The organism is Agromyces sp. 3263 (assembly GCF_031456545.1).
Taxonomy (GTDB): domain Bacteria; phylum Actinomycetota; class Actinomycetes; order Actinomycetales; family Microbacteriaceae; genus Agromyces.
In genome coordinates this window covers 2,720,904-2,744,900 of the sequence record NZ_JAVDUV010000001.1, presented here as the reverse complement: position 1 = coordinate 2,744,900, position 23,997 = coordinate 2,720,904, and the positions used below count along the sequence as shown (strand labels likewise).

Annotated in this window: 22 protein-coding genes; 10 read left to right on the top strand and 12 right to left on the bottom strand. The window is 72.3% G+C overall.

What is annotated here, in order from left to right; all coding sequences use genetic code 11:
• Positions 1-99: 99 nt before the first annotated feature.
• The 3 genes from J2X63_RS12515 to J2X63_RS12505 are packed head-to-tail and all read right to left on the bottom strand — an operon-like array spanning position 100 to position 3,295.
• Positions 100-1,008, bottom strand: coding sequence for a carbohydrate ABC transporter permease (locus tag J2X63_RS12515; protein WP_235934291.1), 909 nt, complete (start codon positions 1,006-1,008; stop codon positions 100-102).
• 3 nt (positions 1,009-1,011) lie between these two features.
• Positions 1,012-1,989 carry a sugar ABC transporter permease gene (locus J2X63_RS12510; protein WP_309977524.1) on the bottom strand — a complete coding sequence of 326 codons (978 nt, stop codon included), beginning with the start codon at positions 1,987-1,989 and terminating at the stop codon, positions 1,012-1,014.
• Positions 1,990-2,044: 55 nt separating this feature from the next.
• Entirely contained in the window at positions 2,045-3,295 is a 1,251-nt protein-coding gene (locus J2X63_RS12505; RefSeq protein ID WP_309977522.1) for an extracellular solute-binding protein, read from the bottom strand.
• A gap of 318 nt (positions 3,296-3,613) precedes the next feature.
• On the opposite strand from J2X63_RS12505, the gene J2X63_RS12500 reads away from it, so the two are divergent.
• The 7 genes from J2X63_RS12500 to J2X63_RS12470 all read left to right on the top strand — a co-directional run bounded on the left by J2X63_RS12500 (position 3,614) and on the right by J2X63_RS12470 (position 11,450).
• Complete coding sequence (locus J2X63_RS12500; protein WP_309977520.1) at positions 3,614-4,552, top strand: sugar isomerase; 939 nt, start codon at positions 3,614-3,616, stop codon at positions 4,550-4,552.
• A gap of 5 nt (positions 4,553-4,557) precedes the next feature.
• Positions 4,558-5,511: an ROK family protein gene (locus tag J2X63_RS12495; protein WP_309977519.1), complete on the top strand. Its 954-nt coding sequence runs from the start codon at positions 4,558-4,560 to the stop codon at positions 5,509-5,511.
• On the top strand, positions 5,508-6,470 hold the full coding sequence (locus J2X63_RS12490) for a hexose kinase (protein WP_309977517.1): 963 nt from the start codon (positions 5,508-5,510) through the stop codon (positions 6,468-6,470). Before J2X63_RS12495 ends, J2X63_RS12490 begins: the two co-directional genes overlap by 4 nt.
• Positions 6,467-7,318: a class II fructose-bisphosphate aldolase gene (locus J2X63_RS12485; protein ID WP_309977515.1), complete on the top strand. Its 852-nt coding sequence runs from the start codon at positions 6,467-6,469 to the stop codon at positions 7,316-7,318. Before J2X63_RS12490 ends, J2X63_RS12485 begins: the two co-directional genes overlap by 4 nt.
• Positions 7,315-8,100 carry a DeoR/GlpR family DNA-binding transcription regulator gene (locus tag J2X63_RS12480; RefSeq protein WP_309977513.1) on the top strand — a complete coding sequence of 262 codons (786 nt, stop codon included), beginning with the start codon at positions 7,315-7,317 and terminating at the stop codon, positions 8,098-8,100. The genes J2X63_RS12485 and J2X63_RS12480 overlap by 4 nt, the downstream gene beginning before the upstream one ends.
• Positions 8,101-9,258 (top strand): N-acetylglucosamine-6-phosphate deacetylase, encoded by a 1,158-nt coding sequence (gene nagA, locus J2X63_RS12475; RefSeq protein WP_309977510.1) that lies wholly within the window; start codon positions 8,101-8,103, stop codon positions 9,256-9,258.
• Between the two features lie 362 nt (positions 9,259-9,620).
• Positions 9,621-11,450, top strand: coding sequence for a sigma-70 family RNA polymerase sigma factor (locus J2X63_RS12470; protein WP_309977508.1), 1,830 nt, complete (start codon positions 9,621-9,623; stop codon positions 11,448-11,450).
• Here the strand turns inward: J2X63_RS12470 and J2X63_RS12465 are convergent.
• Positions 11,437-12,651 (bottom strand): MFS transporter, encoded by a 1,215-nt coding sequence (locus J2X63_RS12465; RefSeq protein ID WP_309977506.1) that lies wholly within the window; start codon positions 12,649-12,651, stop codon positions 11,437-11,439. The two genes, J2X63_RS12470 and J2X63_RS12465, sit on opposite strands and share 14 nt — an antisense overlap.
• Before the next feature lie 137 nt (positions 12,652-12,788).
• On the opposite strand from J2X63_RS12465, the gene purU reads away from it, so the two are divergent.
• Entirely contained in the window at positions 12,789-13,661 is an 873-nt protein-coding gene (purU, locus tag J2X63_RS12460) for a formyltetrahydrofolate deformylase (RefSeq protein ID WP_309977503.1), read from the top strand.
• Positions 13,662-13,739: 78 nt separating this feature from the next.
• Entirely contained in the window at positions 13,740-14,117 is a 378-nt protein-coding gene (locus J2X63_RS12455) for a YrdB family protein (protein ID WP_309977501.1), read from the top strand.
• Positions 14,118-14,195: 78 nt separating this feature from the next.
• Here the strand turns inward: J2X63_RS12455 and J2X63_RS12450 are convergent, their stop codons facing one another.
• Positions 14,196-15,281: a hypothetical protein gene (locus J2X63_RS12450; RefSeq protein WP_309977499.1), complete on the bottom strand. Its 1,086-nt coding sequence runs from the start codon at positions 15,279-15,281 to the stop codon at positions 14,196-14,198.
• Positions 15,282-15,376: 95 nt separating this feature from the next.
• Here J2X63_RS12450 and J2X63_RS12445 point away from each other — a divergent pair, with 95 nt between their 5' ends.
• Positions 15,377-15,967, top strand: a complete 591-nt coding sequence (locus tag J2X63_RS12445; protein WP_309977497.1) for a TetR/AcrR family transcriptional regulator — start codon at positions 15,377-15,379, stop codon at positions 15,965-15,967.
• Positions 15,968-16,058: 91 nt separating this feature from the next.
• On the opposite strand, the gene J2X63_RS12440 is transcribed toward J2X63_RS12445, so the two are convergent.
• The 7 genes from J2X63_RS12440 to J2X63_RS12410 all read right to left on the bottom strand — a co-directional run bounded on the left by J2X63_RS12440 (position 16,059) and on the right by J2X63_RS12410 (position 23,878).
• The gene (locus J2X63_RS12440; RefSeq protein WP_309977495.1) at positions 16,059-16,844 is read right to left on the bottom strand and encodes a glucosamine-6-phosphate deaminase; all 786 of its coding nucleotides are present in this window, start codon (positions 16,842-16,844) and stop codon (positions 16,059-16,061) included.
• Complete coding sequence (locus tag J2X63_RS12435; RefSeq protein WP_309977494.1) at positions 16,829-17,755, bottom strand: ROK family protein; 927 nt, start codon at positions 17,753-17,755, stop codon at positions 16,829-16,831. The genes J2X63_RS12440 and J2X63_RS12435 overlap by 16 nt, the downstream gene beginning before the upstream one ends.
• The gene (locus J2X63_RS12430; protein WP_309977492.1) at positions 17,752-19,302 is read right to left on the bottom strand and encodes a glycoside hydrolase family 3 N-terminal domain-containing protein; all 1,551 of its coding nucleotides are present in this window, start codon (positions 19,300-19,302) and stop codon (positions 17,752-17,754) included. The genes J2X63_RS12435 and J2X63_RS12430 overlap by 4 nt, the downstream gene beginning before the upstream one ends.
• Positions 19,299-20,222 carry a carbohydrate ABC transporter permease gene (locus J2X63_RS12425; RefSeq protein WP_309977490.1) on the bottom strand — a complete coding sequence of 308 codons (924 nt, stop codon included), beginning with the start codon at positions 20,220-20,222 and terminating at the stop codon, positions 19,299-19,301. The genes J2X63_RS12430 and J2X63_RS12425 overlap by 4 nt, the downstream gene beginning before the upstream one ends.
• Positions 20,219-21,211 carry a sugar ABC transporter permease gene (locus J2X63_RS12420; protein ID WP_309977487.1) on the bottom strand — a complete coding sequence of 331 codons (993 nt, stop codon included), beginning with the start codon at positions 21,209-21,211 and terminating at the stop codon, positions 20,219-20,221. The genes J2X63_RS12425 and J2X63_RS12420 overlap by 4 nt, the downstream gene beginning before the upstream one ends.
• Before the next feature lie 161 nt (positions 21,212-21,372).
• A complete protein-coding gene (locus J2X63_RS12415; protein ID WP_309977485.1) occupies positions 21,373-22,638 on the bottom strand; it encodes an extracellular solute-binding protein in 1,266 nt (421 codons plus the stop codon).
• Between the two features lie 67 nt (positions 22,639-22,705).
• Positions 22,706-23,878, bottom strand: coding sequence for an ROK family transcriptional regulator (locus J2X63_RS12410; protein ID WP_396133155.1), 1,173 nt, complete (start codon positions 23,876-23,878; stop codon positions 22,706-22,708).
• Positions 23,879-23,997 lie beyond the last annotated feature (119 nt).

Genomic DNA, 23,997 nt, shown 5'->3' with positions numbered 1-23,997 from the left:
CCGCGGCGCGAGCCGGCAGGGCGGGGCGCGCCGCCCCCGGGCTCGGGCGCTGCGCTTGCGGCGGCGGGCGCGCGGACCTGGGCCCGTGGCATCCGCCCCCTACTTGACGCTGCCCGCGGTGAGGCCGCCGACCAGGCGCTTCTCGATGAGCATGAACAGGATGACCACGGGGATGATCGCCACGATCGAGACGCCGAACACGTAGTGCCACGAGGTCTCGTACTGCCCGACGAACTTCGTGAGGGCCACGGAGAGCGGCTGGTTGCCCGCCGTCGAGAGGATCACGAGGGACGCCGCGAACTCGTTCCAGCAGGCGACGAACGTGAAGACGATCGCGGTGACGATGCCCGGCCACACGAGCGGCAGCTGGATGCGGAAGAGCACCGTGAGACGTCCGGCGCCGTCGATCTGCGCGGCCTCGTCGATCTCCTTCGGAACCCCGGCGAAGAACGAGTGCATGATCCACACCGCGAACGACAGGTTGAACGCCGCATTGATGAGGATCATCGCCGCCCACGTGTCGATCAGGCCGAGGGTGACGAACTGGCGGAAGAGGCCCGACGTGAGCACCGCCGGCTGCAGCATCTGCGTGACGATCACGAGGAAGAGGAACACGAAGCGGCCCGGGAACCGGAACCGCGCCGTGTAGTACGCCGCGGGCATGGCCACGCCGAGCACGAGCACCGTGGCGAACACGGCGATCACGATCGTGGAGATGAGGTTCTGCGGCAGCGGCGTCTCGGGGGTGGACCACATGTTGATGTAGTTCTCCCAGTGCCACTCCGTGGGGAGGTACGTGGGCTCCACCGACCGGATCTGCGCCTTCGTCTTCACGGAGCCGAAGAACATCATGGTGTACGGGAGGATGAAGATCGCCAGCACGATGAGGCCGCCGAGCATGCGCAGCAGCACACGCCCGATGGGCACCTGGTCTTCGGTGTAGCGGCGACGGCGAGCGGATGCCGCGGGCGCGTCGATCGTCTCGAACGCGGGGGCGGTGACGGCCACGGGTCAGACCTCCTGCATGGGCTTGACGACCTTCACGTACACCGCAACGATCACGATCACGATGACGAAGGCGACGACCGACAGCGCGCTGGCGACGTCGACCTTGTGCTGGTTCTGGATGTACTTGAAGATCAGCGTCATGATCGTGTCGGCGTCGTAGCCGGGGATCGACCCGGTCATCACCTTCAGGATCGGCAGCGAGTTGAAGACGTTGATGATGTTGATGAGCACGGCCACGCTCAGGGCGCCGCGCAGCTGCGGCAGGATGACGCTCACGTACGTGCGCACGGGCCCGGCGCCGTCCATCTTCGCCGCCTCGCGCACGTCGCCCGGGATCGTCGCGAGTCCGGCGAGGATCGTGTAGGTCGTGAACGGCAGCGAGACGAACACCGCGACGACGATCGACCAGGCGAACGCCGTGGCGGGGTTGCGCGTCCAGCCGTAGCCCTCGGGGGTGTCGACGAGGCCGACGTCGACGAGGAACTTGTTGATGATGCCGAAGTACGGCTCGAGTCCGTAGTAGACGACGAGGGTCGTCATGACGACGGATGCCGCCCACGGGATGATCACCGCGAGTCGGACGATGCGGCGCCCGGGGAACGCCTTGTCGAGGATCTGCGCGAGGCCGAGCGAGATGAGCACGGTCGCGGCCACGACGACGACGACCCAGACGATGGTCCGCGCGAAGATCGGCCAGAAGTAGGGGAACGAGAAGACCTCGACGTAGTTGTCGATGCCGACCGAGCCGTGGTCGATGCCCGAGATCGAGATGTCGCGCGTCGAGTTGTAGAACATGACGACGGCCGGGAACAGCACGACGCCGAAGATGAGGATGAGGGCCGGCCCGATCCACGGGAGCGAGGCGAGCAGGTCGCGCCCGCCCCTCCTGCGCCTGCCGGTGCCCGGGTCGCTCCCGCCGGAGCGGGGGCGGCCGTGGGCCGCCCCCGCCTGGGTCGATGACGTGTCGGTCGTGGTGCTCATGATTCGATGGTCACCGATCCCTCCGGTGGTGCGTTCGTTGCGGATGTCGCGGGGCTCAGCCCGCGTCGACCTGGGCCTGGATCTCGGTCAGGACCTCCTGGGAGGGCTTGGTCTGGATCTGGCCGAAGAGCGCCTTGAACGCAGCATCCGTCGCCGACCACTTGGGGTTCGTGCTCGGGTAGAACTGCGCGTCGGGCAGCACCTCGAGGAACGGCGCGAGCGCCTCCTCGCCGCCGAGCGCCTCCGCGCCCGACTTCGTGACCGGCAGGAAGCCCTCGGTCTGCACCCACGGCACGTAGACGTCGGCCGTGTAGTAGTAGTCGAGGAACTTCGTGATCGCGTCCTGCTTGTCGCCGTCGTTCTGGAAGGCCATGAGCTGGTCCATCACGCCGAGCGTGAAGGGGCTGCCGTCCTCCGTGGGGATCGGGACGATCGAGTAGTCGAGGTCGGGGTTGTTCTCCTCGATCTGGCCGACGGTCGGCGGGAGGCCGACCTGCATGCCGATCTTGCCCTGGATGAAGATGTCCATGAGCGGCGAGCGGTCGGTCGAGCCGGGGTCGGCCTGGGTCGCGCCCGCGTCGATCATCTTCTTGATCTGGTCGGCACCCGGCAGGTTCGCCGGGTCGTCGACCGTGATCTCGGTGGCGTCGCCGAACGTGCCGCCGCCGCCCCAGAGCCACACGGCCGCCTCGGCCTGCGCCTCCTCGGAGCCGAGGGGCATGCCGTAGCCCGCGATGCCGCCGCCGAGCGCGGAGATCTTCGTGGCCGCGTCGAGCAGCTCGTCCCACGTGGTGGGCGGCGCGGCGACGCCGGCCTGCTCGAGCAGGGCGTTGTTGACGAACAGCGCACGAGCCGACGCGATCAGCGGCAGCGCGTAGGCGGTGCCGTCGACCTCGGCGTTCGCGATGAACGAGTCCTGGAAGTCGCTGAACGTGTCAGCCGAGACGACCTCTTCGGCGGGGTAGAGCAGGCCGTCGGCCGCGAAGCCGGCGAAGGGGCCGCCGTTGTAGATGTCGGGAGCCTCGCCACCCTGGATCTTGGTGGTGATGACCGACTCCAGGTTGTCCCACGACTGCACCTCGAGGTTGACCTTGATGTCGGGGTTCTCCTTCTCGAAGCCCGTGATCACGTCCTCCCAGAGGCCCTGGGTGTTGTCGGAGTAGCTCGGGACGAGCAGGTCGAGGGTGGTCGCGCCACCGGACTCGTCGTCGGAGCCGGAACCGCCGCCGAACCCGCAGGACGCGAGCGTGAGCGAAGCGGTGGCCGCGAGGGCGATCGCGGCGCCGAAGCGGAGCGACTTCTTCATACGTGGTTCCTCACTGTTCTTGGATCACGGGCGCCGCGGTCGCCGCGCCGGTGCGGGTGGCGGTCTCACCGCCGCGTGCATGGAACTGACCAGAATGAGCAAAGATCAATCAGTTTCAGTCACGGTGTGGTCACGATGATGTCGGAGGAGCCGCCGTGCCGTCAAGAGTCGGTTGCCTGATCGTTACCGAGCGGATATCCGGCCGGAATACGGAGTGCGTTCTCCGACAAGCGTTCATGGCGATGATCGCTGGACAGGACGAACGATCATTTGCAATCATGGTGTTTGCTCTCGCCGACCTGACACGGAGGACCACCCATGACCCACGGCACCGATGCCGCGACGCCCGAGGCGGCCGCCGCCGCGCAGGCCGTCCCAGGCGCGCACATGGCCGCCGAGCTCGCGTCCCAGCCCGAGACGTGGGCACGCGCCGCGTCCCTCCGCGACGAGCAGGCGGTGCTGCCCCGGCGCGGCGCCCGCATCGCCGTCGTCGGGTGCGGCACGTCGTGGTTCATCGCGCAGTCGTACGCCTGGCTGCGCGAAGCCGGCGGGCACGGCGAGACCGATGCGTTCGCGGCATCCGAGGCCTTCGTCGATCGGGGCTACGACGCGGTCGTCGCGCTGACGCGTTCGGGCACCACCACCGAGGTGCTCGAACTCGTCGACCGCCTGCGCGGCCGGGTGCCCACGATCGGCGTGATCGGCGACGCGACCTCACCTCTCGTCGGGCTCGTCGACGAGGCCGTCACCCTGCCGTTCGCCGACGAGCGCTCGGTCGTGCAGACCCGCTTCGCCACGACCGCCCTGGCACTCTTCCGCGCGTCGCTCGGCGAGGACCTCGACGCGGCCGTGGCCGACGCCGAGCGCGCCGTGACCGACGACCTCGACCCCGCGCTCGTCGCGGCCGAGCAGTACACCTTCCTCGGCCGCGGCTGGACCGTGGGCCTCGCCCATGAGGCCGCGCTGAAGATGCGCGAGGCGTCGCAGTCGTGGACGGAGTCGTACCCCGCAATGGAGTACCGGCACGGGCCCATCTCGATCGCCGCCCCCGGCCGGGTCACGTGGCACTTCGGCGACGCCCCCGCCGGGCTCGCGGGCGAGGTCGCCGCCACCGGCGCGCACTTCGAGGCCGGCACGCTCGACCCGATGGCCGAACTGGTGCGCGCCCAGCGTGTTGCACTCGAGCGCGCCCGTGCGCGGGGACTCGACCCCGACTCGCCGCGCAACCTCACGCGCTCCGTGATCCTCGAGGGCTGACGCGCATGACCGCGATCCCGGATGCCGCGGCGGCGGCGCCGCTCGGACCGGGCGACGTCGTGCTCGCCTTCGACGTCGGCGGCACCGACACGAAGTCGGCCCTGATCGACGCCGACGGGCGGGTGCTCGGCCTGCGCCGCACGCCCACGCCGCTCGACGGCGAGCGCACCGCCGAGGCCGTCGTCGGCCGGGTCGCCGAGCTCGCCGCCGAGCTGCAGGAGGCCCACCCCGAGGCGCGCCCGGTGGCGGCGGGCCTGCTCGTGCCCGGCATCGTCGACGCCGAGCGCGGCGTCGGGGTGTTCGCGAGCAACCTCGGCTGGCGCGACGCGCCGATCCGCGATCTCGCGGTGGCCGCGCTCGGGCTGCCGGTGACGTTCCACCATGACGTGACGGCCGCGAGCCTCGCCGAGCACCGCCTCGGCGCCGCGCGCGCGTTCGACGACGTCGTGGTGCTCGTCATCGGCACCGGCATCGCGGGGTCGCTGATCCTCGACGGCCGGCCCCACCTCGGCGGCGGCTTCGCCGGCGAGATCGGCCACTCGCCGGTCGCCGACGGCCCTCGGTGCGCCTGCGGGGCACGCGGATGCCTCGAGGTCGTCGCGTCCGCAGGCGCGATCGTACGCCGCTACGCCGAGCGCACCGGAGTCGACGTCGACGGCGCCCGCGAGGTGCTCGCCCGTGCCGAGGCCGGCGACGCCGACGCCCGCGAGATCTGGGACTCCGCCCTCGACGCCCTGGCATTCGGGCTGGCGCAGCTCGCCGCGACCATCGCCCCCGAGGCCATCGTGATCGGCGGCGGCCTCTCCCGCGCCGGCGATGCGCTGTTCGCTCCGCTCGCGTCGCGCATGAACGAGCGGCTCAGCTTCCACCGTCGTCCGCGGCTGGTGCCCGCGCAGCTCGGCGGCAACGCCGGCCTGCTGGGCGCCGCGCTCATCGCCCGGGACGGCGTCATCCGATGATCATCACGATCACGCCGAATCCGGCCCTCGACCTCACCTGGCACGTGGACCGCCTGTCGCCCGGTGCGACCCATCGCGTCCCGGCCGGCGCCGCCCGGGCCGGGGGCAAGGGGCTCAATGCCGCGCGCGTGCTGCACGGGACCGGGCACGACGTGGTCGCGCTGACCACCTGCGGCGGCCGGACCGGCGCCGAGTTCCGAGGCGAGCTGGAGGCATCCGGCATCCCGCATCGGCTGCTGCCCGTCGGCGCCGCCACCCGGCGCAGCGTGGCGATCGTCGACGACGCGTCGGGTGAGGCGACGGTGCTCAACGAGCTCGGCGCACCGCTGTCGGCCGACGAGGCCTCCGCGCTGGCCGGCGCCGCCGCAGAGGCCGTCCGCACCGCCGACGTGGTCGCGATCTGCGGCAGCCTGCCGCCGGGGTTCGACGCCGACGCGCTGGGCGCCCTCGTCGGCGCACTCACGGCCGGCGGCGCCAGGGTCGTCGTCGACACGAGCGACTCCGGCATCCTCGCAGCGGCTCGGGCCGGCGCGCACGCGCTGAAGCCTAACGGCGAGGAGCTCGCCGCCGCCACCGGCCACGACGACCCGATCGAGGGCGCCCGCGCGCTCATCGCCCTCGGTGCCCGCCTCGTGCTCGTCTCGCTCGGCGCCGACGGCCTCATCGTCATCGGCGAGCGCGGTCGCCCGGTGCACGCCCGGCTGCCGAGTGCGCTGCACGGCAACGCGACGGGCGCGGGCGACGCCGCCGTCGCCGCCATCGCCGTCGAGCTCGCGGCCGGCGACGACCTCTGGTCGGACACGGATGCCGCGGCAGACGCCCGCGCCCGGCTGGCCCGCCGCGCGACGGCGTGGTCGGCGAGCGCGGTGCTCATGCCGCTGGCCGGCGAGCTCTCCCCCGACCATCCGGCCCTCGCGGACGAGGTGGTCGTCACCACGATCGACGAGGACCGCCGATGACACTCACCCCCACCCGCACCATCCTCGACGAGGCCAGGGCGGTCGGCCGCGGCGTCGGCGCCTTCAACGTCGTGCACCTCGAGACCGCGGAGGCGCTCGCGGGCGCCGCGGAGGACGCCGGGCTCCCCGTCATCCTGCAGCTCTCCGAGAACTGCGTGCGCTACCACGGCGCCTTCACCCCGATCGCGCTCGCGACGCTCGCGGTCGCCGAGGCGTCGTCGGCGCGCGTCGCGGTGCACCTCGACCACGCCGAGGACCCCGAGCTGGCGCTGCTCGCCATCGAGCGGGGGTTCGGGTCGGTCATGTACGACGGCGCGAAGCTCGACTTCGACCGGAATGTGGCGACCACCCGCCTGGTGGTCGAGCGAGCGAATGCCGCGGGCGTGCTCGTCGAGGCCGAGCTGGGCGAGATCGGCGGCAAGGACGGCGCCCATGCCCCGGGCGTGCGCACCGACCCCGGCGAGGCCGCGCGGTTCGTCGCCGAGACCGGGGTGCACGCGCTCGCGGTCGCCGTGGGCTCCTCGCACGCCATGACCGAGCGGGTCGCGGCGATCGACCTCGACCTCGTCGCGCGACTGGCGGCGGCGGTGCCGGTGCCGCTCGTGCTGCACGGGTCGTCGGGGGTGCCCGACGAGACGATCGTGCGCGGCATCCGGTCGGGGCTGACGAAGATCAACGTGTCGACGCACCTGAACGCGCGGTTCACCGGCGCCGTGCGGGAGTACCTCGCCGCGCACCCCGCGGCCGTAGACTCGCGCTCGTACGTCGCTGCCGGCCGTGCGGCCGTGCGTTCAGAGGCGGCACGACTGCTGACCCTGTTCGCCTCGACCTCCAAGGAGACCGGATGAACCGCGCCGAACGGCTCAGCGCCGTGCTCGACCTGCTGGCCGAGGCCGGCCAGGTCGAGGTCGACCAGATCGTCGACCGCCTCGACGTCTCCCCCGCGACCGCGCGCCGCGACCTCGACGCGCTGGCGCAGCAGCAACTGCTGACCCGCACGCGCGGCGGTGCCGTCGCCCACTCCGTGGCCTACGACCTGCCGATCCGCTACAAGAACCAGCAGAACCCCGCCGCGAAGGCCGCCATCGCCCAGGCGGCGAGCGCCCTCGTGCCGCGCGGCGCGGTGATCGGGCTGTGCGGCGGCACGACGGCTACGGCGATCGCCGATGCGCTGATGTCGCGCGCCGACATCATGGAGCCGTCGCACGAGCCGAGCCTCACCGTGGTGACGAACGCGATCAACATCGCGATGCAGCTCGCGATGCGTCCGCAGATCAAGACCGTCGTCACCGGCGGCGTGGTGCACGCCCGCTCGTACGAGCTCGTCGGCTCGTACGCCGATGCGGTGCTCGGCAGCATCACCCTCGACATCGCGTTCATCGGCGTGAACGGTGTCGACCCCGCGATCGGACCCACGTCGCACGACGAGCGGGAGGCCGCGGTGAACGCGCTGATGGCGTCGCGGGCCACGCACGCGGTGCTCGTCGCCGACGCGTCGAAGATCGACAAGCGCGCGTTCGCCGCGATCGGGCACCGCCGCCTGTTCTCGACGATCATCACCGATTCCGCCGCGACCGCCGACCAGCGACAGCGCCTCACCGACGGCGGGTACGACGTTATCGTTGCCTAGGTGAGCACCCCCACCACCGTCATCCACTCCGCCCGCCTCGTCAGCGGCCACGACACGGTCACCGACGCCTGGGTCCGCTTCGAGGGCGACCGTGTGGCCGCGCGCGGCATCGGCGCCGACTGGCGCGACACGATCGACGCGGATGCCTCGGTGACGGATGCCGCGGGCCGCACCCTCGTGCCGGGCTTCATCGACCTGCACTGCCACGGCGCCGGTGGCGCGGCATTCGAGCAGGGCGCCGACGCGATCGCGCGGGCGCTCGCCGTGCACACGGCGCACGGGACCACGCGATCGGTGCTCTCACTCGTCACGGCACCCGTCGAGGTGCTCGCCGGGCACCTGCGCACGATCGCCGGCGTCGCGGCATCCGACCCGCGCGTGCTCGGCGCGCACCTCGAGGGCCCGTTCCTCGACCACGAGTTCCGCGGTGCCCACGACCCGGCGCTCCTGCGCACTGCCGACCCCGCCGCAGTCGAGCTGTTGCTCGAGGCATCCGCGGGTTCACTGCGGCAGGTGACGATCGCCCCCGAGCACACCGGTGCGGCCGAGGCGATCGCCCGCTTCGTCGACGCGGGCGTCGCCGTGGCGATCGGCCACACGGGTGCGGACTTCGCGACGTCGCTCGCCGCGTTCGAGGCGGGCGCGACGATCCTCACGCACGCGTTCAACGGCATGCGAGGCATCCACCATCGCGCACCCGGGCCCGTCGTCGCGGCGATGCACGCCGACCACGTGACGCTCGAGATCATCAACGACGGCGTGCACGTGCATCCCGACGTGGTGCGACTCGCGTTCTCGGGCGCACCCGGACGGGTCGCGCTCGTCACCGACGCGATGGCGGCCGCCGGGTCCGACGACGGCGTCTACCAGCTCGGGTCGCTCGAGGTCATCGTCGAGGGCGGCATCGCCCGGCTCTCGCAGGGCGGCTCGATCGCCGGGTCGACGCTCACGCAGGATGTCGCGCTGCGGCGCGCCGTGATCGACAGCGGCATCGCGTTCGACGAGGCCGTCGGCGCACTCACCGTGACCCCCGCGGCCGCCATCGGCCGTGCGCACGACCTCGGCCGACTGGACGTCGGCTATGCGGCGGACGCGGTGCTGCTCACCGACGAGCTCGCCGTCGATGCGGTGTGGGGCGCGGGCGCGCGGCTCGCCTGAACCGTCGCCGGGCGGCATCCAGGGGCACCGTCGCGGCGTGCCATCGTGAGCGCCGACACCGGTGCGGGGTCCGGAGGCGTGCTCCCCTTCGCCTCCGGACCCCCGCCCGGTCAGCGCCGCAGGACCCCCCGATCGCGGCGCCTCCGCCGGCATCGCCGGCTCCGCCCCGGCTCGGGTGCTCGAGGCGGCGGTACGGTCGGCCCCCTGGAGGGCCTTCACCGAAGAGACCGCCTGCCCACGGATCTATGACGCGGGTTCGCGAAAAATCTGCTGGAATGAGCGAACCCCCGCCACGCGCGTCATGATCGGCCGGATTCCGCGTCTCTTCCATGACACCCCTGCACCCTGAACCTGGAGGCGATGTGCCACCCCTGCGCACCGACCTGGCCGACAGCGCGCTCATCGAGCGCACCCGTGGCGGCGACCGGAGCGCGTACGGCGAGCTCTGGCAGCGGCACTCGGCCTCGGCGCGCACCGTCGCCCGCTCGTACAGCTCCCTCGATCCCGACGACCTCGTCGCCGAGTCCTTCACGCGCATCTACGACGCCATCCTCGCCGGCGGCGGCCCGACGGGCGCCTTCCGTCCCTACCTGTTCACGACCATCCGGAACACGGCGTCGAGCTGGGGTCGCGCGCGCCACGAGACGAACCTCGAGACCCTCGAGTCGTTCGAGGATCCGGCCACGAGCGAGTCCGCGAGCCTCGACGCGCTCGACCGCTCGACCACCGCGCAGGCGTTCCGCTCGCTGCCCACGCGCTGGCAGGAGGTGCTCTGGTACACCGAGGTCGAGGGCATGTCGCCCCAGCAGGTCGCGCCCCTGGTCGGCATGAGCGCGAACGCCACGGCCGCACTCGCGTACCGGGCCCGCGAGGGCCTGCGCCAGGCCTGGATCCAGGCGCACCTGCGCAACGCCGCGAACGAGCCCGAGTGCCGCTGGACCATCGACCGGCTCGGCAGCTACACGCGCGGGCGCCTCAGGGGCCGCGAGACCGCCCGCCTCGAGGCGCACCTCGACGACTGCGCGCGCTGCACCATCGTCGCCGCCGAGGCGCGAGAGGTGGGCTCGCGGCTCGCGCTCGTGCTGCTGCCGCTCGCCGCGGGCATCGGCGGCGCGACGGCGTACTCGGCGTGGCTGTCGCAGGGCGCGCCCGCGGTCGACGTGGCGCTCGGGGCGGCGGGCCTTCCCGCGGTCCTCGGCGGACACGCTGCCGGCGCGAGCGCGTCCGGCGCGAGCGGGTCGGGAGCGGGCGCGTCGGGCGTCGGCGCTGGATCCGCCGCGACCGGGGCCGGCGCAGCCGCCACCGCCGGGGTGAGCGGCGTCGCGATCGGCGCCGGCGTGGGTGCGATCACCCTCGCGGCCGTCGCCGTCGCCGCCATGATCGTGGTGCCGACGCTGGCGAGCGCCGACCAGGCGCCGGCGGCCGCGATCTTCGAGACGGGCACCGAGGCCGGCGACCCCGAACCGCCGCTTCCCTTCCTCGGCAGCCCGGTGCTTCCCCAGCCCGTGCCGCCCCACGAACCGGATGCCCCGCCTGCGCCCGCAGACCCGCCGGCCGGCGATCCCGTGCCGGTCGATGCGCCGGCCCCGGCTCCCGTGCTCGCCGCCGATCCGCCCCCCGGCGGGACGACCGCAACGCCGCCCGGGCCGACCACCGGGCCGACCCCAGAGCCCGAGCCGGTGGACGACGTCGCCCTGCCGCCGGCCTTCACCGCCGACACGGCAGGCGGCCTGGTCGACCCGCTGCTCTCGGGCAGCGGGGAGGCCGGGGCATCCGTCACCGTGGCCGCCGACGACGGCCGCACCTGGAGCACCGTCGCCGACGGCTCAGGAGCATGGAGCCTCGTCGCCGACGCGCTGCGCGCCGGATCCACGACGCTCACGGCCTCGCAGACGGATGCCGCCGGCAACGCGTCACCCTCGAGCGCGCCCGTCACCGTCACGCTGTCGACCCCGACCATCGCAGTGCGCCGCACCGGATCGCATGTGGCGCACGGCACCATCGTGGGCGCTGCCGGGGCAGACGTCGAACTCCTCCTCGACGGCGCCGTCGTGAGCACGGTGCCGCTCGACGGCTCGGGATCGGCGCGCATCCTCGCGTTCGGGCGACTGGACGCGGCGAGTGTCGTCGAGGTGCGCTACGCGGCGAACGGCCGAACCGGCCCCGCCTCGACCGCGGTCATCGAACGCTGACGGCGGCCTCCACGGCGCGGGCGCGCCGCCGCACCGCGTCGGCGATGAGCACGGCTCCGACGGCGACGAGCACCACGGCGTACACGAACGGCAGGCTCTGCACGCCGATCCGCTCGAACAGCACGGCGCCGATGAGCGCCCCGCCGCCGATGCCGACGTTGAACGCCGTCGTGTAGAGCGCGCTGGCCGCATCCCGCTGGCGGGCCGGCGCGGACTGCAGCAGGCGCGTCTGCAGCAGCGGTGGGATCGCGCCGAAGGCGAGCCCCCACACGGCGAAGGCCACGAGCGACGCCACGACGCCGGCGCCGAGTCCGAGCACGCCGAGCGCCGCCGCCGCCACGGCCATCGCCACGACGATGGCGACGGTGGGCCGGTTCGCGAGCGGCGATCCGGCCACGACGAGCCCGACGGCGCCCATGACGCCGTAGACGAACAGCAGCGGGCCGACCGCGCCGGGCTCGAGGCCCACGACGTCGGTGATGAGCGGTGCCACGTAGGTGAAGACCGCGTACTGCCCGAGCATGGTCGCCGCGGTGATGCCGCAGACGAGCAGCACCGACCCGAGCGCCGCATCGCCGCGCCGGATGCGGGACGCGGTGCCACCCGCCTCCGGGGCAACCCGCGGGAGGAACCGCCAGACGGCGAGCGCACCCAACAGCGTGAGCCCCGCGACGATCGCGAAGACCGGGCGCCAGCCGATCGACTGGCCGAGCACCGTCGTCGCCGGAACGCCCGCGACGAGCGCGAGCGTGCCGCCCCCGAGCGTCACCGAGACGGCGCGGCCGATCTGGTCGGCGGGCACGAGCCGCGAGGCGTACGACGCGACGATCGCCCAGAACACGCCGTGGGCGAGTCCGCCGATGACGCGCACGGCGATGAGCATCCAGTACTCGGGCACGAACGCCGAGGCGAGGGTGGTGAGCCCCAGCACCGTGAGCACGGCGACGAGCAGGCCGTGCCGCGGCATCCGGCTGGTGAGGGCCGTGAGGGGCGTCGAGGTGACGACGACGGTGAACGCGAAGACCGACACGAGCAGCCCGATGAACGGCTCGGCGACGCCGAGGCCCTCGCTCATCTCGGGAAGCAGGCCGGTGGGCAGCATCTCGATCGTGATGGACAGGAAGACGCCCGCGGCCAGCATGAGGAGGCCGGGCCAGGGCAGTCGGGGTGCGCGCACGCGCGCGGATTCGGTGACGGACATGAGGATGTCTCTCCGACGGCGTTCCCCGCAGCGGGTGCATTCACCACGCGGGTCGACTACGCGCTCGTGTGCGCGCCCAGGGCCGTGCGTTGACCGCCGACCACGAGCCAGTCTACCCGACGCACTACTCTGGGCGGATGACCACGGATGCCGCACCCTCCCACCTGTTCCACTGGGTCGTGACGCTGGCGTGCACCGACGGTCCCGGCATCGTGCATGCGGTGAGCGGGGCGATCGTCGCGGCGCGCGGCAACATCACCGAGAGCCAGCAGTTCGCGAGCCTCGACACCGGGCGGTTCTTCATGCGCGTGCAGGTGGAGTCGCCCGCCGGCCGCGCCGAGCTCGAGGCCGCGCTCGCCCCCGTGGCCGAGCGCTGGGACATGACGTGGCACCTCGACGAGGTCGGACGCAAGCTCCGCACGCTCGTGCTCGCGTCGACCGCGGGCCACTGCGTGAACGACCTGCTGTTCCGCCAGCACGCCGGCCAGCTGTCCGTCGACATCCCGCTCGTGCTCTCGAACCACGGCACGCTGCGCGACCTCGTCGACTTCTACGGCGTGCCCTTCGAATCGCTCGCGGTGACGGATGCCGCATCGAAGGCCGCGTTCGAGGCGCGGGTGCTGTCCGCGGTCGAGGAGCACGACATCGAGCTCGTGGTGCTCGCGCGCTACATGCAGATCCTCACGCCCGAGCTCTGCGAAGCCCTCGCCGGACGCTGCATCAACATCCACCACTCGTTCCTGCCGGGCTTCAAGGGCGCGAACCCCTACCGCCAGGCCCATGCGCGCGGCGTGAAGCTCATCGGCGCGACCGCGCATTTCGTGACGAGCGACCTCGATGAGGGGCCGATCATCGAGCAGAACGTCGTGCGCGTCGACCACTCCCGCTCGGTCGCCGAGCTCGTCGCGATCGGGCAGGACGAGGAGAGCCGCACGCTCAGCCAGGCGGTGAAGTGGTTCTCGGAGCGGCGGGTGCTGCTCGACGGCGCCCGCACGATCATCTTCCGGTGACCGCGGGGCCATTCAGCGGTGGCCTCGGGCCATTCGGGTGACGGCGGACGCCGCCCACGCGAACTAGGCTGGAATGCCGTGAGCACCGCCCAGCCGAACCCGTCGAACGAGCCCCAGCCGAAGATCGGCCCCAATGACGTCCTGCGCTTCTTCCTCGAGCTGTTCGCCTTCGTGACACTCGGCATCTGGGGGTTCGTGTCGTTCCCGCTGCCCTGGCCGGGCGTGCTCGTCGGACTCGGCGCCCCGGCGCTCGCCATCCTGCTCTGGGCGCTGTTCAACTCACCGAAGGCGGTCTTCAAGGTCGACCCGTTCGGCCAGGCGCTCGTCGAGATCGCCGTGTTCTCGGCCGCGGCGATCGCCTGGTGGATGATGGGCCAGCCGGTGGTCGCGGTGGTGTTCGCGGTCGTCGCGGCCGTCAGCGGCATCCTGCACGGGCGCAAGCAGCTGGCCGACTGAGCGGGGCCCAGGCTCCCTGACGGCAGGCCCAGCGGCCCGGCGCATGGCGCCGGGCCGCTGTTTCGCCGTGGTGCGCGGTCAGGCTGCGACCGGCGCCGCGACGGGGTCGTCGGCGTGCGCCGCCTCGGCGTCGGGCTCGGCCCCGCCGGCCGTGCGGAAGTGCCCGACGATCGAGAGCAGGATGCCGCCGGCCGTCCAAGCCAGGAGCACGAGCCAGGGGAACGTGGTGTCGGCCGCCGGGAAGTACGACAGGTCGCGCAGCAGCGTCGCGGCGGCGCCCGGCGGGAACCACTGGCCGACGTCGCCCCACGGCGCCGGGAAGAACTCCTTCGGGATGGCCGCGCCCGAGATGGGGTTGGCGAACAGCAGCATGACGACCGGGCCCACCGCGATGCCGGCGCGGCCGAGGAGCGCGACGAAGCCCGTGATGGGTGCGGCGATCGCGGCGAGCGACAGGGCGATCGCGGCGGCGTTCAGCCAGTAGTCGCCCTGCAGGGAGCCGAACCAACCCTGCAGGATGGCCGTGAGGAGCAGTCCGCCGACGACCGAGTACACCGTCACGGCGAGCACGCGCCGCAGCGCGCCGATGATGGACAGCGAGATGGCGATGCCGCCGATCATGCCGCCGAGCAGCAGCGGGAACATCGCGGCGGTGAGTCCCGTGCCGCGCGGGTCGCTCTCGGCGAGGGGCACGACATCGGTGACGGGCACGTCGAGGTGCGGCGGAGCGCTCGGCGCGCCCGCGGCCTGCGCAGCGGCGGCGGCCTGTGCGTTGACGCCCTCCTCGAGCGACGTGGCGACGCCCCCGAGCAGCTGCGCGACGGCGAGGCTCGATGCCGACGAGGTGAGCACCTCGGGCTCCTGGCCGAGCACGATGGCGCCGTACGCGTCGCGCGTCTCGATCGCGTCGACGGCGGCCGCCCGGTCGTCGACCTCGAGGAAGTCGATCGCCCCGGGCGCCCGCTGGTCGACGGCCGCCTCGGCTGCCGCCACGGCCTCGGCGGGACCCGCGATGGCGACGGGCAGGTGCTTGGGCTCGGCCGTGACCGACGGCCACGAGAAGGCGAGCACGATGACGGCGACCACGCCGACGAGGGCGAGGGCCAAGCCCACGACCCTGCCGAACGGGGTGCGTGCCGTGGTGGCATCCGGATGGGTGGCCATGGTGTCCTCCAAGAAAGCGAATGTTCGTTCTTTATTAGGATGCGCGCGTCGGCTAGCCTTGTCAAGGAACGACCGTTCGTTTTTCTGGAGGTCCGATGCCCAAGGTCACGGAGGCGCACCGCGCCGCCCGACGCGACGAGATCGTCGCGGCCGCGCTGCGGTGCTTCGCCGCGAAGGGGTACCAGCGCACCTCGATGGCCGACGTGATCGAGGAGTCGGGGCTCTCTGCCGGGGCGATCTACGGGTACTTCACGGGCAAGCAGGAGCTCTTCGCCGCGGTCGCCGGGCGCATCCTCGAGGCCCGCCAGGGCGAGCTGGAGCAGCAGCGCGCGCGCGGCGAGCCGCTCGCGCCAGGCCAGGTCATGGCCACGCTCATCGACGGGATGCGACGCGAGCCGTTCGGCCACGTGATCGTGCAGCTGTGGGCCGAGGCCGCGATCGATCCCGAGATCGGCGAGCTCGTGCAGGCGGTGCTCATGCGCGTCAGGGAGACCGTGCGGCAGCGGCTCGTCGAGTGGGCGACGGCCGAGCCCGGACGGGTCGACGGCGATCCCGGGGAGTGGGCGAGCCGGGTCACCCCGGTCATGATCGGGCTCGCACCCGGCTTCATGATCCAGCGCGCGATCGTGCCGGGCTTCGACGAGGAGGCATTCCTGGCCGCCCTGCCCGAGGTGCTCCCCCACTGACGGCCGCAGACCGACGGATGCCGCGGGGCCGGCGGCATCCGGGGCACGACGCCGGCTCGCGGCATCCGCTCGCCGGGTCAGTCGTCGTGGATCAGATGCCCTGCCAGCCGGGCTTGTGCGCCCAGGCGTGCCGGTAGTAGTCGAGGTTCTCGAGCTCGGAGGCGGCCGCCTCGTCGACGATGACCGTCGCGTGCGGGTGCAACTGGATCGCCGAGCCCGGCTGGCTCGCCGACACCGGCCCCTCGACCGCGGCCGCGACCGCGTGCGCCTTCGCCTCGCCGAACGCCAGGAGCACCAGGTGCCGGGCACGCAGGATCGTCCCGATGCCCTGCGTGATGCAGTGCATCGGCACGTCGTCGGGTGAGTCGAAGAAGCGTGCGTTGTCGGCCCGGGTCGGCTCCGTGAGGGTCTTCACCCGGGTCAGCGACGCGAGCGAGGAGCCCGGCTCGTTGAACCCGATGTGCCCCGTGCGGCCGATCCCGAGGATCTGCAGGTCCACCCCGCCCGACGCGGTGATCGCCGCCTCGTAGTCGGCGCCCGCATGCTCGATCGTCGCCGGGTCGCCGTTGGGCACCCGCACCAGCTCGGGCGTCAGCCCCAACGGCTCGACGACCTCACGGGTGATCACCGCGCGGTAGCTCTCGGGATGCCCCGCTGGCAGCCCGACGTACTCGTCGAGCGCGAACCCGCGCACCCCGCGCACGTCGATCCCCTCCTCGGCGATCCGCCGCGCCAGCGCACGGTAGCTCGCGAGCGGGGTGGACCCCGTCGCCAGGCCCAGCACGGCGTCGGGCTTCGAGCGGATCAGGTCGACGATGGCGCCGGCGACGAGGTCGCCCGCGGCGTCCTCGTCGCGGACGATCACGACTTCAGCCATTGATGTTCTCCTACGAGGGCGGCGCCGACCGCGGCCGCCGGGAATCCGAGCGGGATGACCTGCACGCGCGACGGGAGGTCGAGGGATGCGAGGAACGCGGAGTCCGCGGCCCACCCGCTCAGGATACGGCGCGTTCCGGCGAGGAGCGGGTCGCCGAGTGCGGCGAGCCCTCCCCCGATGACCACATCGTCCACGTCGGTCGTCAGCACGAGCAGGCGCACCGCCGACGCGACGCCGGTGAGGAACCGCTCCAGCACGTCGATCGCGCGGTCGTCGCCGGACTCGGCCGCGTCGAAGAGGTCGCGCGCCGGCAGCGGCCCGCCGGTGGGCCACATGCGCGCGATCGCCGAACCCGACGCGAGCGTCTCGAGGCAACCGCGCTGGCCGCAGCTGCACACCACGCCCGCAGGGTCCACGGGGATGTGCCCGATCTCGCCGGCGACGCCGTGGCCGCCGCGCAGCAGGCGGCCATCGAGCACGACGCCCGCCGCCAGGCCGGTGCCGAGGTTCAGGTACGCCATCGAGTGCGCGCGGATGCCGTCGGCCACGCCGAGGAGGTGATGGGCGCCGACGGCGGCGGCCTTCACGTCGTTCTCGACGCGCACCTCCACGCCGAGCCGGTCGGACAGGCGCGGGCCGAGGTCGAGCCCCTCGAGGCCGAGGTTGACGGCGTGGGCGACGCGTCCGGTCGCGCTGTCGACGGCGCCGGGGATCCCGATGCCGATCGAGGCGAACGACGCCGCCTCGATGCCGGCGAGCTCGGTCATGCGCTCGACGGTGCGCAGCGCGGTGGCGACGACCGCCTCGGCGCCGAACCCGGTGGGCATGCGGAACTGGTCGCTCAGCTCGCCATCGGCGCCGATCGCGACGGCGGCCGTCTTGGTGCCGCCGATGTCGATGCCGAGCCTCATGTCGCCTCCGCCGGGACGGCGTCGACGGGCTCGGCGGCGAGGCGTTCGGCAACGAACGCGATGAGGGCCTCCCCCACGAGCCGCGACGCGCCGAACGTGGCGATGTCGGCCACCGCACGGTCGTCCGACGGCCAGCCCAGGTCGACGATCACCACGTCGTCGCGCACGGCGCGCAGGGCGGTGATGGCGTCGACCGCGAACGGATGCCGGTGCAGGTCCTTGCCCATCACGAGCACGGGACCGGCCAGGGACCGGGGATCGTCGAGCGGCGTTCCGGCAGTGAGAGCGACGACGTGCGCCGTGTCCAGCCACGTCGGGGCTCCGGGCACGAGTTCGACCGCGAAGGGCCCCCACGGCGCCACGCCGACGGCGATGTTCGCCACGGTGTCGACACGCACGACGGTCCCGATCCGGTCGGAGGCGCCCAGGCGCCCGGACGCGGCATCCGACACCTCGAACGCGCCGGCGATGCGGGCGAGTTCGTCACCCGAGTGGACGGGTTCGAGCGCGATCGCGTCGACCGCGGCGGGCAGCGCGGGAGCCGTCGAGGCCAGCTCGCGCACCCGGGCGGCCGCCTCGCGGACCCGATCGACCGGAAGCCGGCCCGAGTCGACGGCGAACTCGATCGCCGCGACGATCTCGTCGAGCTGGTCGTCGGTGTTGTCGCTGCCGATGCACAGCAGGTCACAGCCGGCGACGAGGGCGCGCACGGCCGCCTCCGGGATGCCGTGCACGCCGCTCGCCCCCTGCATGTCGAGGGCGTCGGTGACGATGACGCCCTCGAACCCCAGCTCCCCGCGGAGCAGGCCGTGCACGATGCGCGAGGAGAGGGTGGCGGGCTGCTCCGCGTCGAGGCGGGGCAGGAGCAGGTGGGAGGTCATGATGGTGCGGGTGCCGGCCGCGATGGCTGCGGCGAACGGCACGAGCTCGCGCTCGCGGAGCACCTCGAGCGGGACGTCGACGACCGGGAGCACGAGGTGCGAGTCGCCGTCGGTGTCGCCGTGGCCCGGGAAGTGCTTCGCGCTCGCGGCGACGCCCGTCGACTGGACGCCGCGCACCCAGGCCGCCGCGTGCCGTGCCGCGAGGGACGCGTCGGTGCCGAAGCTCCGCACGCCGATCACCGGGTTGTCGGCGTTCGAGTTCACGTCGACGTCGGGCGCGAAGGTGACGGTGCACCCGGTCGCGGCGAGCGCCTCGCCGACGGCACGGGCGACGCGCTCGGTCAGCGCCGGGTCGTCGATCCGGCCGAGCAGGGCATTGCCGGGATACGGGGCGCCGCGGTCGTAGAACAGCCGGGTGACGTCGCCGCCCTCCTCGTCGATCGCGATGACGGCGAGCGGGTTCGCCGCGCGCAGTTGCGTGTTCAGCGCCAGGAGCTGCTCGGCCGAGGCGACGTTCTGGCCGAAGAGGCAGACGCCGCCGAGTCCGTCCTCGAGCCGGCGGATGACCCAGGCGGGCGCCTCCGCGCCGTCGAATCCCGGGAGCAGGGTCGTGAGGATGTCCCGGCGCAGGTCGGTTCCCGCGCCGGTGAGGTGCGGCGCGGTCATCCCTTGACGGCCCCGCTCACGAGTCCGCTCGTCATCCGGCCCTGCACGAGCAGGAAGAAGACGATGACGGGGATGGCCATGAGCGTCGAGCCGGCCATGATGGCCGCCCAGTTGGTCGTGCCGTTCGCCACGAGGTAGGTGCGCAGCCACACCGGCAGCGTCATCATCTCGGGGCGTGCATTCAGCACGAGGGCCATGATGAACTCGTTCCATGCCTGGATGAACCCGAACACGCCCGTCGCGATGAGGCCTGGGGCGAGCAGCGGGAAGGTCACCCGCCAGAAGGCGCCGGCCCTGGAGCATCCGTCGATCATCGCGGCCTCCTCGAGCTCGGCGGGCACGCCGTTGACGAAGCCGCGGAGGGTCCAGATCGTGAACGGGAGCACCGTGGCGATGTAGACGACGGTCAGGCCGATGATCGTGTTCAGCAGGTGCCAGCCGTCGATCACGCGGAAGACCGAGACGATCATCGCCTCGCCCGGGATCATCTGGATGACGAGGATCGCGATGATGAACGTGCGGCGGCTCTTGAACCGGAACCGCGTCACCGCGATCGCGGCGAGGAACGCGAACACGAGCGAGATGATCACCGTGAGGATCGTGATCACGATCGAGTTGCCCGCGGCCGGGAGGAACGGCGTGCGACCCGGATCGAAGAGCACGGTCGCGTAGTTGCGGAGCGTGAACTCCTCGGGCCAGAAGTTGACGTCGGCGCCGCGGATCTCGTTGTTCGGCTGGAACGACGTGTTCACCATCCAGTAGACGGGGAAGACGAAGAACAGGAAGAGCAGCACCGAGACCGCGCTCAGCACCCACGTGGTGATGCGGCGGCGGCCACCGCCGGTGCGGCGCACGTCACGGCTGCTCGCCGGCGTGGCGACCGGCCGGCCGACCTGCTGGGGGGCGACGGTGGCGCTCACAGCTCCTCCTCCTTGGTGACCTGGCGGACGTAGTAGATCGAGATGGACATGAGCAGGATCGCCGTGATGACGGCGATCGCGCCGCCCTGGCCGAAGTCGCCGCCCGCGATCGAGGTCTGGTAGATGTACACGCCCAGGGTGTTGGTGAGGGCGCGGACGCCGCCGATGTCCTGCAGCGCGAAGATCTGCGTGAAGACGCGGAGGTCCCAGATGATCTGGAGGATCGTGACGATGAGGAAGATCGGCTTCAGGTAGGGGAAGATGATCAGCCGGAACCGCTTGAACCCGCCGGCGCCGTCGAGCTGCGCGGCCTCGAGCACCTCGTCGGGCACCTGCGTGAGGCCCGCGTAGAGCGTGAAGGCGACGAACGGGATCGCGCCCCAGACGATGATGATGCCGGCGACGAGGAAGAAGCTGAGCGGGTCGATGAGCCAGGAGTGCTGGAAGTACTCCTCCATGCCGAACCAGTTGACGAGGATGTAGTTCACGACGCCGTAGGCCGTATCGAACATCCAGCCCCAGACGACCGTGGCGGTGAGGGCGGGCATCGCCCATGCGAGCAGCATGCCGACCGAGAGCAGGAGGCGGAAGCCCTTGGGCAGGCGCATCATCATGAGCGCGATGAGCGTGCCGACGACCATGGTGACGATGACGCAGCCGGCGGAGAACACGATAGTGCGGATGAGGACCGCGTAGAACACCGGGTCGGTGAGCACGTTCGCGTAGTTCTCGAACCAGATCCACTCGGGCGGTGCGCCGAAGACCTGCGCGCGGCCGAACTCCTGGAACGACGTGACGATGAGCTGGATGAGCGGCCAGCCCGTGATGAGGGCCAGCACGATGATCGCCGGGGTGAGCAGCGAGTAGGGGGTGAAGCCGCCCCGGATGCGCCGGGCGCGGCGTGCGGCCGGCTTCGGCTGCGGGGCCGTCATGCGTTCGCCTTCGAACGCGCTCGGCGCCGGGTCGAGGCCGTTGTCGACCGTGGTCATGGTGGTGCTCCTGGGAAGTCGAGGTGTTCGGGGACGACGGCGGTGCCGCTCCCCGATCCGGACGGGCGACGTGTGTGGTCGTCGCCCGCCCGGGGCTTGGGGTGCGGTGCGGCGGCGGACAGGGGGGTATGCCGCCGCACCGCGCAGTCGGACGGGTCCGACTAGCTGTTGAGGATCGCCTCGATCTCCTCGTCGGCGGCCTCGGCGAGCGCCTTGACGTCGCCGCCCTGCGCGATGTTGACGAACAGGTCGGTCAGGATGCCGGATGCCTCGACGTCGGCCCAGTTCGGCGACGCCGGGGTGAGCTTCGCGTTGCCCGCGGCCGCCGTGATCGCCTTCGCGACCTCGTCGGTGCCGAGGGTGTCGGCGAGCGAGAGCTTGGCCGGAACGAGGCCGTTCTCACCGTAGATCGTCTGGAACTCGTCGGAGAGGATGATCTCCAGCGCGCTCAGCGCGAGCTCGGGGTGAGCCGACTTCGCCGAGATGCCGATGTTCGATCCGCCGGCGAAGACCTGCGCCGCGCCGCCGTCCATGCCCGGGAGGGCGTAGACGCCGAGGTTGGCCTCCTGGTCGGGGCAGCCGGGCGCCTCGGCGTCGGCCGGGGCGAGGATCGACCACTTGACCCAGCTCGGGGCCGAGAGCTGCAGCGACGTGCCGTCGCAGAAGCCGACCTCGGGGCTGGTCTCGTTGCCGTCCTTGGGCGCCAGCGAGGCGGTCGTCATGACCTCCTGCACCTGCTCGAGGCCGGCGATGGACTCGGGGCTGGACAGCTGCGCGTCCCACTCCTCACCGTCGGGAACGGCGATCTCGCCGCCGTTCTCCCAGATGTAGGGCAGCGCGTTGTACCAGTCCTGGCCGGGCCACCAGATGCCCGACTTGCCGGGGTTGGCGGCCGCGAGCGCCTGCGCGTTCGAGATGTACTCGTCGAGCGTCGTCGGCACCGTCAGTCCGGCCGCCGCGAGGGCGTCCTTCTTGTAGTAGACGAGGCGCGAGCCCGAGTAGAGCGGGGCGGCGTAGAACTTGCCGTCGTACGTGCCCGCCTCGACGAAGCCGGGAAGCAGGTCGTCGCCGCCGAGCGTCTCGTAGTCGTCGGTCAGGTCGAGGAACGCACCCGCCGAGGTGAACGCCGCGGCCTGCGTGTTGCCGACCTCGACGACGTCGGGGCTGTCCGAGCCGGAGAGACTCGTGGTCAGGCGGTCGACGAGGCCGTCCCAGGCCTGCTCCTCGATGACGAGGGTCGAACCGGGGTTCTCCTTCTCGAAGGTGTCCACCAGGTACTCGCGCGCTTCGTCGGGCGTGTCGGTGCCGACGAGCCACACGCGGATCTCGGCGCCGTCCTCGGAGGCACCGGTGCCTCCGGAGGTGGCACAACCGGCGAGGGTGAGCGCAGCAGCGGCGCCGAGCGCCACGATGCCGAGTTTCCTCATTGTCGTTTCCTTTCATGGGGTGAGGGAAACAGCGGGGGTTCGCTGCACCCTTGGTGCGTGGAGTCCCTCACGAGACTCCGAGTTGTCCGGAGAGGACCATGACGGCCGCGCCGCGGAGGACGATGTCCTCCGCCTGCTCGGTCATCCGGAGCCTCAGATCACGGTTGTGTTCCGCCATCGTCCGCATCCGGAGCGTGTCGACGGTCGCGTCGTGGAGCGCACCGTCAAGCAGTTCGGCGGGGCCGCTGAGCACGACCTCCGACAGGTTGAGCGCCCCGACCACGGGCGCGAGGATGATGCCGAGCCGGCGTCCGGCCTCGGCGAGGATCCGATCGCGAGCGGATGCCGCGTCGGGGGCGTCGCCGGCGAGCACGGCGAGCTGGGCGGTGAGGCGCGGCACGGCGAGCCAGGCCTCCAGGCATCCGTGCTTGCCGCACGCGCAGCGGGGGCCGCCGTCGGTGCCGACGACGACGTGGCCGATCTCGCCGGCCGCGAAGCCGCCGCCGATGACGGGACGGCCGCCGATGATGAGGCCGGCGCCGACGCCGTGGCCGACCTTGACGAGGAGCAGGTCGTCCTGCTGGGACGCGCCGTGCTCGGCGAGCACGGCGACGTTGGCGTCGTTGGCGACGTGCACTGGCAGGGCGAACTCGGCCTGGAGGCGGGCCTGGAGTTCGACGTCGCGCCAGCCGAGGTTCGGAGCGGAGCGAACCACGCCGAGCGTGTCGACGACGCCCGGCGAGCCGACGCCGATGCCGAGCACGGGGGTCGCGGTGCTCGCGAGGAGCGTGCGCACGAGCTCGACGACGAGGGCCACGGCGTTCTCGCCGCTTGCGCCGGCGCAGGCGACCTCGGCGCGGGCGACGATGCCGCCGTCGAGGTCGACGACGGCGCCGAGGAAGCGCTGGTGCTCGGAGAGGTCGACGCCGATGATCTGGAACGCGCCGCGGTCGACGTCGATCAGGGTGGCCGGCTTGCCGGGACGGGCGTCCTCGCGCTGCCCGAGCTCGACGACGAGTCCCTCGGCGATGAGGTCGGCGACGAGGTCTGACACGGTGACCCGCGTGAGCCCGGTGCCGCGCGAGACATCCGCCCGGCTCTGCGCCCCCGCCGTGTAGAGGGTCTGCAGCACGAGCGACCGGTTGTGGCTGCGCGCGTGCTCGGGAAGGACCTTGCCGGTGGGCCGGAGGGCGCGGGCGCGGGTGAAGATCGGGGCGTCGGCGAACGGAACGGTGAGCACGTCGCCACCCGCGGTGGGGGCGCCGGTCTCGCTGACCTGGCCTCGCTGCACATCCGTCGTCACGTTTGTTAGTAAAGCTTACGAACAAACTCCCACGCAAGCATCGAGGGCCCGTTGGC